Annotated in this window: 9 protein-coding genes and 4 pseudogenes; 6 read left to right on the top strand and 7 right to left on the bottom strand. The window is 51.5% G+C overall.

The features are described from left to right. Nucleotides 1–168: 168 nt before the first annotated feature. Nucleotides 169–1,208: pseudogene (locus ACWWJF_RS21875) on the top strand (IS481 family transposase). A 59-nt stretch (nt 1,209–1,267) separates the two neighbouring features. Here ACWWJF_RS21875 and ACWWJF_RS21870 read toward each other — a convergent pair. The 3 genes and pseudogenes from ACWWJF_RS21870 to ACWWJF_RS21860 form a co-directional block, all read right to left on the bottom strand. Further along, nucleotides 1,268–1,393 (bottom strand): annotated as a pseudogene (locus tag ACWWJF_RS21870) (IS1 family transposase); the annotation flags it as partial. Between the two features lie 9 nt (nt 1,394–1,402). Continuing rightward, entirely contained in the window at nt 1,403–2,734 is a 1,332-nt protein-coding gene (locus ACWWJF_RS21865) for an IS4 family transposase (RefSeq protein WP_455870558.1), read from the bottom strand. Between the two features lie 114 nt (nt 2,735–2,848). Then, nucleotides 2,849–3,356 (bottom strand): annotated as a pseudogene (locus tag ACWWJF_RS21860) (IS1 family transposase); the annotation flags it as partial. A gap of 92 nt (nt 3,357–3,448) precedes the next feature. Between ACWWJF_RS21860 and ACWWJF_RS21855 the strand changes: the two are divergent. From ACWWJF_RS21855 to ACWWJF_RS21845, 3 genes are all read left to right on the top strand, one after another. Continuing rightward, complete coding sequence (locus tag ACWWJF_RS21855) at nt 3,449–3,673, top strand: hypothetical protein (protein ID WP_455870557.1); 225 nt, start codon at nt 3,449–3,451, stop codon at nt 3,671–3,673. 43 nt (nt 3,674–3,716) lie between these two features. After that, nucleotides 3,717–4,885 (top strand): IS3 family transposase gene (locus ACWWJF_RS21850; protein WP_455868400.1). Its coding sequence is split into 2 segments (ribosomal slippage): nt 3,717–3,972 and nt 3,972–4,885, totalling 1,170 coding nucleotides; the frame shifts between segments, so codons are not numbered across the junction. Then, entirely contained in the window at nt 4,882–5,238 is a 357-nt protein-coding gene (locus ACWWJF_RS21845) for a hypothetical protein (RefSeq protein ID WP_455870556.1), read from the top strand. Before ACWWJF_RS21850 ends, ACWWJF_RS21845 begins: the two co-directional genes overlap by 4 nt. A 51-nt stretch (nt 5,239–5,289) precedes the next feature. On the opposite strand, the gene add is transcribed toward ACWWJF_RS21845, so the two are convergent. From add to manA, 3 genes are all read right to left on the bottom strand, one after another. Continuing rightward, nucleotides 5,290–6,282, bottom strand: a complete 993-nt coding sequence (gene add, locus ACWWJF_RS21840) for an adenosine deaminase (RefSeq protein ID WP_455870555.1) — start codon at nt 6,280–6,282, stop codon at nt 5,290–5,292. A gap of 105 nt (nt 6,283–6,387) precedes the next feature. After that, complete coding sequence (locus ACWWJF_RS21835; protein WP_455870554.1) at nt 6,388–7,950, bottom strand: YdgA family protein; 1,563 nt, start codon at nt 7,948–7,950, stop codon at nt 6,388–6,390. Nucleotides 7,951–7,997: 47 nt separating this feature from the next. Continuing rightward, nucleotides 7,998–9,170 (bottom strand): mannose-6-phosphate isomerase, encoded by a 1,173-nt coding sequence (gene manA, locus ACWWJF_RS21830; protein ID WP_455870553.1) that lies wholly within the window; start codon nt 9,168–9,170, stop codon nt 7,998–8,000. Between the two features lie 190 nt (nt 9,171–9,360). On the opposite strand from manA, the gene fumC reads away from it, so the two are divergent. After that, nucleotides 9,361–10,758, top strand: coding sequence for a class II fumarate hydratase (gene fumC, locus ACWWJF_RS21825; protein WP_455870552.1), 1,398 nt, complete (start codon nt 9,361–9,363; stop codon nt 10,756–10,758). Between the two features lie 10 nt (nt 10,759–10,768). Here fumC and tus read toward each other — a convergent pair whose 3' ends face one another. Next, nucleotides 10,769–11,698: a DNA replication terminus site-binding protein gene (gene tus / locus ACWWJF_RS21820; RefSeq protein WP_455870551.1), complete on the bottom strand. Its 930-nt coding sequence runs from the start codon at nt 11,696–11,698 to the stop codon at nt 10,769–10,771. Nucleotides 11,699–11,932: 234 nt separating this feature from the next. Between tus and ACWWJF_RS21815 the strand changes: the two are divergent. Beyond that, nucleotides 11,933–12,334, top strand: a pseudogene (locus tag ACWWJF_RS21815) (OsmC family protein); the annotation flags it as partial. Nucleotides 12,335–12,340: the final 6 nt, after the last annotated feature.

Here is a 12,340-nt window from a genome sequence, read left to right as displayed (position 1 = left end):
AGGTGGCCCTTACTCCGGGTCTTCTCTTGTTGTGGTGGCTGAAGGCATGATAATGGTGCATTTAATTGTATTAGTCGCGACTTGATCTGACACTGGACCTTGAAAGGTTGAGAGTTACCGGTTTTGATATGGGTGTCGAATCCTTATACAAAACACGAGGTAACTCTCATGCTTCATACTAACAATCCCATCATCAAACACAAAGCCGGCCTGCTCAATCTCGCCGAAGAACTCGGTAACGTATCAAAAGCCTGTAAAATCATGGGGGTGTCACGCGACACGTTTTATCGCTATCAGGAACTGGCGGCAGAAGGCGGCATTGACGCTCTGGTTAACCAAACCGCCGGGTTCCCAACCTGAAAAACCGTGCTGATGAAGCCACTGAACGTGCGGTTGTTGATTACGCCATTGAGTTCCCGGCTCATGGCCAGCACCGGACCAGTAATGAGCTGCGTAAAAAAGGCGTCTTCATTTCTGGCAGCGGTGTGCGCTCCATCTGGCAACGACACGATCTGGAAAACTTTCGTAAGCGCCTGAAGGCACTTGAGGAAAAAGTTGCCAGAGAAGGCATCGTACTTACTGATGCTCAAATCGCTGCACTGGAGAAGAAGGCGCACGACGACGAAGCCTGTGGTAAAATAGAGACTGCTCACCCGGGTTATCTGGGGTCGCAGGACACCTTCTACGTGGGTAATCTGAAAGGTGTTGGCCGTATCTACCAGCAGACGTTCGTGGATACGTACTCGAAAGTGGCGCACTGCAAGCTTTACACGAGTAAAGCACCGATCTCTGCCGCCGACCTGCTCAATGATCGCGTGCTGCCGTTCTACGAAGCTCAGGGGCTGCCAATGCTAAGAATACTGACGGACAGGGGGACGGAGTACTGCGGTAAAGTGGAACAACATGACTATCAGCTGTACTTGGCTATCAACGATATAGACCATACGAAAACGAAAGCGATGTCTCCGCAGACAAACGGTATCTGCGAGCGCTTCCATAAAACTATTTTGCAGGATTTTTATCAGGTTGCGTTCCGTAAGACGTTATACGAGGACCTAGAAAGTCTACAAAAGGATCTGGAAAACTGGTTGTGGCATTACAATAATGAGCGAACTCATCAGGGTAAAATGTGCTGCGGGCGTACGCCAATGGCCACGTTACTTGATGGTAAACGAGTCTGGGCAGAAAAAAATCTGAACCAGATTTAATCTGACAGACACCTGTATAAATAACCGGTAACTGTCAGATCAGGTCTGAGCTAATACATTTTACGCGCCAGTCGTTTAATGCGGGTACGGAGCGTCAGGTTATTGCGCTCTATGCGTTGCGTGAAGATCTTGCCAGTCAGATGTTTCTGCTTCGGAACCTCTCTTGCATAGCTGCCCCAGTTGTCACCACCTCGTTATACACATCTCTGTTCGTGCCTGAGCGCGCGTAGCGTTTCGGCGGCCGTCATGACTTTCTGCAAGCCTTTCCTGATAGTTTTTGCGCCTGGTTCACCGTCGCCTTTTCGAGCAAGAAAGCCTCCCAGTTGCGCAACTAAGCGCAATACTTCGTTTAGCTTAGGGCGGCCCTTGGGCATACGCTTGTTCATCAGTAGGTAAGCGCCATGAGTCTCGTCGGAATCAAAGAACAACATTGCGTCCAGCTCTGGACAGGTTCGTCCCATACGCATTAAATAGGCGATGCGCCATGCCACGATCATGAACAGCGCCAATGCCCGCTCAATGCGATCCACGGTCGATAACTGTAACGCTTCGACACAGCAGCCGTTCTTCAGCACATTGAAGAACATCTCGATTTCCCATCTAGCCCGATACCAGTCGATCAGCTCCACGATATCTTCTCGTCCTTCAGGTACGCGATTGCTCAGCAACCGCCACTCGACCGGCTTCACGCCTGCTGGCGGCTCAATTTCCTTGGCTATCACACAAGTCACTGCCAACCCGCAACGCAGCGGCACTCGCTTCACGCGCAGCGCCTGTTTCACCGTACGCGCCTTCTGCCCCGCGCGAGCCGCCATAACGAATTGGATTTCTCCCACCGGCACGGTCTTTCCAACCTTCTGCCAAAGCTTCTCATTACAGTCCAGACTGCGATTATGAGTCGAGCGGATCAACCAGTCAGCCGGAGTGCCAAGGTCATCAGCGAGCTGCATCAACGCCTTGATATCCGCTTCGCGATCGGCTAAGTACACCAGACGTGTGTTTGGCAACTCCGAGGCGAGTTCAGCAACTCGCTCGTATCCCTCGAGCCAGCGCGTACTCTCCTTGAGCCCATCGCGTTTTCCGTCTGCATCCTTCGGCTCTCTTGCCCACATCCACGCATCCAGTACGCCCAACCCCACGCGATCCGGACTGACCGCGTAGGTCGGATGCAGGTACAGACCACGCCTGGCTTCGTAGTTCAAGGGACCCAAGCCTTGGATTTGCTGCCCGTTGAAGTCAAGCTCGGTAGTGTCTTGGATACACAGCACAACCTCGTGTTCTCGGATCCTTTCCTGCGTACGCTGCCAGTGAGGTTGCAGAATGTCTCGCCATTCGAATGCTTGGTTCTCCATGAAGCGGTAAGCACCCAGCGTCTCAGACCATCCGAGGCACGCATGCGGAATGCTGGCTTGCGGATTCTCAGCCAGCCGTATCAAAAGCCCTTTGGCACGCTTATTGAGCCTCGTGTCACCAAGATTTACCCCTTCCAGTTCTTGGTGTGCCCAGCCATCTGAATCCCGTGTCATTTTTCAGCGCCGTAAATGGCGATAGTACACGTCGGTTTCACTTCATTTACAACCCCACCGGCTGCCTATTTCAGCCCGCTAACCCTTGGCATATAAGGCGTTGCGGACTTGTGTATAACGAGGTGAGTTGTCACTGGTAATCATGCCGATGTTGAACGGTGTCAACAGAGCCAGCAATTCACGGCAGGTCTCATCGGTTCGGGGGCCAAAAGTGTAGGCCAGAACACGCCCGTTTTGGTATTGTAAGCGTACCAGAGCCAGTGCTGTAGCGCCTTACTGCCAACGAAGCTCCATTGCTCATCAAGTTCACAGATAAGGGCGACGTCGGCGTGAGCAACGGAAGAAGACGTTATCCTGCGGGGCGAGAGCTTTTTAAAGCCCGGATGACCGTATTGATGCCGATTTTCAACGTTCTGGCGGTATCGCGAACACCGGCACCGTTGAAGGCCATATCAACGATCTGCTCTTTGACTCCCGGCTTTCGCGCTTCATAGCGGTAGGTAAGCTGGAATACACGGCGACAGCACTGACACCGGAAGCGTTCGCGCTTAGTTGGACTAAGGCCATGTCGATAAACTTTATCTGAATGGCAGCGAGGGCAATGAACAAAAACAGTAACCACGTGGAAACCTCAAATAGCGGCAGAATATCACAAAAGCCAACTATTTTAAGGCATTACCCTTATTGGCTAATTTGACGCTGATAGAGAAGATCATGAATAGCCTGTTCGGTATCCCCCCGTTTATTCATCCGGCATTGTTAATGTCCAGCCAGGTATTTGGTCTGGTCAGTTTTCTGATTGGCGGCTATTTTGGATTGGTATATCAACCTACCTCATTATCGGCACGTCACTATTTACCGGGAATTGCGCTGGCATTACTCAGTTTCTGTGTGTTGACGATGCTAACTTGTAGTGGCACACTGATACTGGCCACCTGATCGGAGGTGATATGCTCACCTCATCAACACGACAGGTGACCTCATGGGTAAACATTTTACGGCGGAATTTAAGCTCGAAGCCGCAAAGCTGGTTGTCGACCACGGCTACACATACGTTAAGGCCGCAGAGGCGGTTAATGTCAGCCATTCTGCCATTAGTCGCTGGGTCAATAAGCTTCGCCTTGAACGACAGGGAAAAACGCCAACGGGACTTCCTCTTACCCCTGAACAGCTCGAGCTGCGTGAGATGAAGAAAAAAGTCCAATGCCTTGAAATGGAGAACGAAATCCTAAAAAAGGCTACGGCGCTCTTAATGTCGGACTCACTCAACGGTTCACGGTAGTCGACAGGCTGAGGGCGCGATACCCGGTCACGGCGTTGTGCCAAACTTTTGAGGTACATCGCAGCAGCTACAGGCACTGGCAGGCTTCCGCTAATGAACCCGACGGTGAGCGCGTGGTTAAGTGTAGCCGCGTCATGGAAGCCTGGAACGCCAGCGGCGGCTCTGCCGGCGCTCGAAGTATCGCGACCATCGTCACCGGCAGCTCCGGTGTCAAAATGGGGCGCTGGCTGGCTGGCAAGCTGATGAAGGAGCTGGGTATCGCCAGCTGCCAGCGACCGGCTCACAAATACAAACGCGGCGGCAATGAACACGTTGAAATACCGAACTATCTCAACCGCCAGTTCGCGGTTACCGCACCGGATCAGGTCTGGTGCGGCGATGTGACCTACATCTGGACGGGCAAATGCTGGGCTTACCTTGCGGTGGTGCTAGATCTGTTCGCCCGCAAACCGGTGGGCTGGGCCATGTCGACGTCGCCGGACTCGGCGCTGACAGTTAAAGCGTTGCAGATGGCCTGGGAACTCCGGGGACAACCAACAGGAGTCATGTTCCACAGCGACCAGGGCAGCCACTATACCAGCCGTCAATACCGGCAAGCCCTGTGGCGCTGCCGGATAAAGCAGAGTATGAGTCGGCGGGGTAACTGCTGGGATAATGCGCCAATGGAGCGGTTCTTCCGCAGCCTGAAGACAGAATGGGTGCCGACAAAGGGTTACAACAGCTTCAGCGAAGCCCAGGACGCGATTATCCGCTACATCACGGGGTATTACAGCGCTATCCGGCCTCACTGGTATAACGGCGGCTTAACTCCAAACGAATCTGAGCGACTGTTCTACATACAGTCTAATGCGGTGGCCAATATTAGTTGACCACTACAACTCAGCACTGGGGAATTGTCTTTTTTTACGGGAAGTTCTATAACCTGCCGCTGCAACTCTCAGCCGTTTGCGTGTTTTATTTGATGTTACACACTCGTTTTAACTGGTTGGAAGGGATGATCAGTCAGGTCGGCAGTAAAACGTTGGGAATTTATCTGGTGCACAATATCTTCGTCATAGAGATTAACAACACCGCACTTTATGATCGACTATACCCGATGTTCAGCTTTTTGTCCGTCTATGGTTTTATTGTTCTCTATGGCGCGTTGACCTTTGCGCTGTCATACCTGATTTGCTGTCTGTTAAGCCGGTTGTGCTGGATAAACCGGGTTATTAGCCTGTAGGGGCGAGCTATCGCCCCAGGGAGCTTGAGGTTATGCGCGTTCGCGCTTGCGTTACACCTTTTCCCGAATGCGCTGTCTGTCTTGCTCGGAAAGAAACGCGACGGCTAATCCATTTTGCTGAGCCTGACGAATTTCACCGGTGGTTAGGCCAGCTTGTGGGGCGGCGGTGAGATATTCGTTCGTTATTTCGATCCCTTGCACCGCTGGATCGTCAGTATTAATAGTTGCGGGGATGCCATGGCGCAGAAAGTGGGGCAGAGGATGTTCCGCTAACAACATGACAGTACTGGTTTGAATATTTGACGTCAGGCAGGATTCAATGGCGATCTGTTGCTGCGCCATATGAGTCATTAGCGTTTTATCAACAATGGCGGCTACACAATGACCAATGCGTTCCGCACCCAATTGCCGAATAGCCTGCCAGATACTTTCAGCATCTGCCGCTTCACCGGCATGAACTGTAATATGCCAATCGTTATCACGAGCCTGACGAAAATGAGAAGTAAACAGACCACCCGGAAAGCCGAGTTCATCCCCAGCGAGATCGAATGCTACGATCTTGTCGCGGCAGGCTAGCAGGGCATCCAGCTCTTGCTGGCACGCCTCAGATCCAAAGGTACGGCTCATGATACCAATCAGCTGGATATCGGTGTCGTAATCGCGACAGCCTGCTTGTATACCATCGATAACCGCCTCGACCACGCCTTGCAGCGGAAGTGCATGGCGCTGCGCCATATAATAGGGTGAGAATCGCAGCTCGGTGTAATCAAGACCGGCGCGCACTGCATCTTCCACGTTTTCATAAGCAACACGGCGGCAGGCATCGAGAGAACCGAGCACGGCCACGCCCCAATCCAGTTTTTTCAGAAAGCCAAGCAGATTAGCCGCTTTGTCGATGACCTGTACGTGTGGGATCAGCGTTTCAAGCGTCTGCGCAGGGAGTGTGACGTTAAACTGGCGTGCTAAATCGAGGATCGTTTGTGCGCGAATGTTGCCATCAAGGTGGCGGTGAATGTCTGTCAACGGGATTGAAGGATCGATCATAATGGCTTTGGTGTGACTCGAGTGTGTGTTTATCCAACGCTATGACCATTCACTCAGTGGATTTGGGGGATTACCGCCTGCCATAGCGCACAGGCGGTACAGACATTACTTCGCTTGCGGGGGGACCGCTGCCGGTGAGTCTTGAGCTTCTGGCTCGGCATCATCGCCTTCGTCACCTTCATCAGTAGGGATATCGATAAAGGGGGCAATAAACTCCGCCAGTGAGATTTTACGCCCGTTGAACTCAACCTGATTGTCCGCATAGTGCAGCGAACTGGTGATGGCGTCATCTTTGGTAACGGTGATTTGGTTCATTTCGCCTACGCCAGCCAGCATTTTCACTTGCTCTTGCGCACTGGAAATCAGTTGCTGATGTTCCTGATCCGATTGTGCCTGTCCTCCGGCCTGAACGATACCTTCCGCCAGCATCGCCATTGGCGCGTTCAACGTCACATCCAGTTGTTTAACCGCACGACGGATCACGCCTTCTTCATCGCTTTGTGCTGGCGGTGTTAACGCCGTAGATTGTGCAGGATTACTCAAATTGAGCGAGGCGTTGAGCGTGCTTTCACCTTTGGCATTTTTCCAGCTCAAGGGGGCGATGGTAAAGTTTGGGTTGCCTTTCAGCAGGCTGGGCAGCGCATTGCGTAATGATTGCCCCAGTTCATACTGAAAACGCAGTGGGTCCATGGCAGACGGAGACTCCAGAAATGATGCACTCAACGTCTTATAGGTTTTGGCGAACTGCTGCGTCGCTTCACCATCGAGTTGGTTAAAGCTGAAAGTAAACTTCATGCTACCTAGATCACGATCTTTGAGCAGCAGTGCGTCTAATGACAACGTTATCGCGCCAGCGATGTTTTTGTCGTCTTCGCTAATGGTGCTTTTGATCACGAAGTTATTCAGTGTGACAGGGTCACTTGTTGGCGGTGTTACCTTCATTGATTTCAGGGTGACGCTACCATCGCCGAGATCCAGATTAAACTTGCCGCGGTGATTGTTCGCTTCCAACCCAAGGCCTTCGAGAACGATAGTCTCTTTGCCGACTTCGTAGTTGGTGGTTTCTGATAAAAAGTGAGAAACCGTGCCTGAAATTCGGCTGCTACGTAGATCGTGAGCAAGGTCTAACGCAATATCAGTGCCGCTGAAGGCAAATTTGGTGCCTTCACTGTCAATATCGAGTGGGCGCAGAGAGATAACTGAAGCGTTATCTCCATTGAATGCCACGCGCGTTTCTGCGCTGAAGAACGGTTGGTTCTGAAGTTTATCAAACAGTTCTTTGGTCGCTTCCGTGTTAGCCAGTTCGCTGTGAATATGCGCCATGCTGGGACGTAAATTCATTTTTTTCAGTAGTGCGAGCGGAAGTGGCCCGTGTGAAACGGTTTCGTTGAGCACTATTTCGTTTTTGCGGGCTAACGGACGCGTTTCTGATGCAGAACCATCTGGCTGCAATACCAGTGAAAACGTGCTGTTGAACACCCCTCCCTGATAATCACGATACACCAGCTTGAAACCTGAATTCGGATAGGTTTCCTGTAACTGCTTGTTAAATTCAGCAGTAACCGTATCGATATTTTGTGCTAATTGCTTGCCCGTATACCATGACGCACCTGTCCACACGGCGCCCAGCGCTACAATAACTCCGACGGCAACCAGAGATTTCTTCATAGTGTGATTCCTTTTCTAAGTAAGCATCCCTTAAGGGGAGAAAGTGTCTAACCATTATACACGCGTGCCAGTCGTCCACTTCCCTCTACGCTGACGGGAGACTCTGACGCACGCAAAAAGCAGGATTCGCCGGGGCGAAGCGTAAGCCGCTGACTATTTTTCATCAATGTGGCCTTTCCATCGATACAAAAGACAACGGCTGTGCTCTGTTGGTTCAGCGTTTGTGGCTGATCCTTCAGATGATGCAGGGAAAAGGCAAAATCGGCGACAGGTACGGGAAAATAGCAGGTTTCACCGTCTTCAATCGGCTGAGTTAACAGCTGGTTTGCCGGTTTGGGGATAAATTTCACATTCGCCAGCAGTTCAGGAATGTCGATATATTTAGGGGTGAGTCCAGCCCGTAGTACGTTATCCGAATTTGCCATCACCTCCAGCGCTACACCGTTCAGGTAAGCATGCGGGGTCTCCGCATAAAGAAACATCGCTTGCCCCGGTTGCAGCGTGATGACGTTGAGCAACAGCGGAGAAAACAGTCCGCTATCGTTAGGGTATTCCTGAATGATGTTGTGCAGTGTTGCCCAGGGTTCACCCTGCTGTGAGGTGAGTGCTGCTTTTAACACCGCCAGGGCGCGATCTTTAATCTCTGCGCGCATACTCAATAAATTGGCAAACAGCATCGACAGATTTTTGTCATCGGGCTGCTGCAAATAGGCAGTGATGGACGGGTGTGCGCCGGCTACGGGCTGCAATAGCGCCACAATATCGTCGTGTTCACGAAAACCGTTCATCGCTTGAAAGGGCGTTAAAGCAAACACCAACTCTGGCTTGTGATTGGCATCTTTATAGTTACGATGTGGCGCATCGAGCGGGATTGCGAGTCTGTTCTCTTTGGCAAAACCTTGCTCAGCGGCGGGTTTGCTTGGGTGAACCTGAATAGAGAGCGGTTGTGCCGCGCAGAGGACTTTAAACAGAAAAGGCAGCTCCCCAAACTGTGCCGCGATCGCCGCACCCAGTGTCTCTACTGGCGCATCGTTGATGACGTCACGTAAACGCTGCTCCTGGCCCTGCTCATTGACCACCCATGAACTGCTTTTGGGATGCGCTCCCATCCAAAGCTCTGCCATTGGTAGATTGTCTTTATTCTCAATGCCGTAGAGTTCTGTTAATGCTGTTGTGCTTCCCCAGGCGTAGTGCTGGATGCTATTGCGCATTTTTTGCATGTTCACACTCGATTGTTATGTAATTTGTTAATATATGTGACTATAGAGGTTAATAAATGCATTGAATATGAATACACTGCCTTTGCTTGCAGACGATGGTGCTTGATGTGCATGTTAATGTTTTCTCAATCGCGATGCCAGACAAGGCCATGATCCCCGTCCTTTTTAGGAATGTTAGGAGAAAAAACCAATGACGACACGTATCGAAAAAGATTCCATAGGCCCGATTGATGTTCCTGCCAATAAGCTGTGGGGGGCACAAACGCAGCGTTCTTTGGAGCATTTTCGTATCTCTGAGGAAAAAATGCCGCAAGCGCTGATTTTTGCCTTGGCATTGACCAAACGTGCGGCCGCACAGGTCAATAACACGCTTGGCCTGCTGCCGGACGACAAGAGCGCGGCGATCATTGAAGCCGCCGATGAGGTGCTGGCTGAGAAACATTCCGGCGAATTTCCTTTGGCGATCTGGCAGACCGGCTCTGGCACGCAAAGCAACATGAACATGAATGAAGTGCTGGCCAACCGCGCCAGTGAACTACTGGGAGGGGAACGTGGTAATGCGCGTTTGGTGCATCCCAATGATGATGTTAACAAAAGCCAGAGTTCGAACGATGTCTTCCCCACGGCAATGCATGTGGCTGCTGTCATTGCCCTCAACACTCATCTGTTGCCGGAGCTTGACGCGTTGTTGATTACGTTACAGTCCAAGGCCGAAGCGTTCAGCGATATAGTTAAAATCGGGCGCACCCATTTGCAGGATGCAACGCCGCTGACCTTGGGGCAGGAGATTTCCGGTTGGGTCGCCATGTTGCAACATAATCGCAAGCACATTGAGAACAGCATCCCCCATTTGAGCGAGCTGGCACTCGGTGGCACGGCGGTGGGGACGGGCCTCAATACCCACCCTGAATATGCGGTTCGCGTTGCCAGCGCGCTGGCCGAATTGACCGGGCAACCGTTTGTTACCGCACCCAATAAATTTGAAGCCTTGGCAACCTGTGATGCACTGGTGCATGGCCACGGCTCATTGAAAGGACTTGCTGCGTCGCTGATGAAAATTGCCAACGATGTGCGCTGGCTGGCATCCGGTCCGCGCTGTGGCATTGGCGAATTGAGCATCCCGGAAAACGAGCCAGGCAGTTCCATCATGCCGGGGAAAGTGAATCCGACCCAGTGTGAAGCACTGACCATGCTATGTTGCCAGGTGATGGGCAACGATGTGGCGGTGAATATGGGCGGAGCATCGGGGAATTTCGAGCTTAATGTTTATCGCCCCATGGTTATCCATAATTTCCTGCAATCGGTTCGTTTGCTGGCGGATGGCATGAAGAGCTTTGATGAGCATTGCGCCATAGGCATTGAGCCGAACCGCGATCGTATTGAACAGTTGCTTAATGACTCTCTGATGTTGGTTACCGCATTAAACACTCACATCGGTTACGATAAAGCCGCAGAGATTGCCAAGAAGGCGCATAAAGAGGGATTAACGCTTAAAGCCGCCGCGCTGAAACTCGGTTATTTAACCGAGTCACAGTTTGATGAATGGGTGCGCCCGCAAGATATGGTGGGTAGCCTGCATATCGGATAAGGGCAGAGCCTTACGCGCTTTCATCCAGATAGAGGTGAAGGCGCGGAATCAGCAGCCGCAGCGCTTTCGCTTTCTGCCTGAATTTCGGTTGCGCGCTGTCGGCAAGGTAGTTTCCCAACTCACCAATGACTGGAATGCGTGACGGATCGCGGCACAGCACTAATAAAGGTGACGGGCAGGGGTGTTGCACCTGTTTTTGCGCGTCTTGATACCAAACCCGGGCGATCGGCTGTACTTTCACCGGTCGTTTAATCTTCAACACAGCGTCTTGCGGCAGTTTTTTAATATCAATAAGTTCCTGGGTGACCCGAGCGTGCCACGTGGCTTTTTCTGTGGGAGAAATTCCGCGAGTTGCCTGAAGGCTTTTCTCCAGTTTTTCTAATACCGCCTCGCGCGTCAACGTATTCACCACATGCTTATTAGCCCAGCCAAAGCGCACTGTGTCGGGTTCGGTTAACAGGGTGAGTGAGCGATAAGCACTCAGTGTGATCAATCCGGGCAGGTGGGCGTGTACAAATTCAAACCGTTGCTCGGTAGCCAAACCGGATTCACGGGTAATCAACTGCTCCAGCATGGCTTTCAAGGTGTTAATCGCCTCGACGGCTTGTCGGATATGCGCGTATTCAGCCTCCGTCACCATAAAACACAGCGCACCGGGTAAGCGAATAGCCGCTTTGCTACTTACCGTCTCAGCATAATGATGGATAAATAAACGCTGAAAATGCACCAGACCCGCCTCACAGGCCGCTTCGCCTTGTAACATCGTGACTGGTATCTGGGTTATGGGATCGTGCTCTTTCCCTTTTTCTACGATGGGAAGGGTGAACACACGTGCGTTGAGCAGCGTAAGCGAGGCCAAACACTGGCGAAATTCTGCAATCTGCTGTTCCAGTGAGGAAAAGGTGTCGTGAAGAGCAGCAATCAATTGATAGTGGTTCATAGCACCCCAGGCATAATAGGTTATTTTAGTTACAACATACTTATAATGTATCAGGACTATTCATGGTCAGCAATGGTGCTATCGAACGAGCCTACTAGCGAAGAGAGGGGAAATTTGCCGATATTCAGAGAATCGTGCCCATAATATTTCAACAAGTCACGCGGTAAATTACTGGACTGTAACTACGCTAAGGATGCATCGTAGTTTTTCTAAAAACCACCAGAGATAACCACTATGTCACACCGTGAGCATCATTATCAGGTCCATATTGAATGGATTGGCAACAAAAGTTGCGGAACGGAGTCCTATAAAGCCTACAGTCGTGATTATGAAATATCAGCGGGTAATAAACAGGTCATCGCCGGTTCATCTGATCCCGCTTTTTTGGGTGATGCCACACGCTGGAATCCAGAAGATTTGCTTGTCGCTTCAGCATCGGCATGCCATAAACTCTGGTACCTGCATCTGTGTGCCGAGGCTGGCATATCGGTTTGCACTTATCGGGACAGCGCTGAGGGCACGATGGTAGAAGGTAAAAAAGGGGCGTTCACGCAGATTGTGCTTAAACCTGAAATTACGCTGCGTCCCGGCGATGACCTGGAACGTGCTCATGCGTTGCATCATCGGGCGCATGAATTTTGG

Source organism: Symbiopectobacterium sp. Eva_TO, assembly GCF_053848865.1.
This window is presented reverse-complemented; position numbering and strand designations above follow the sequence as displayed.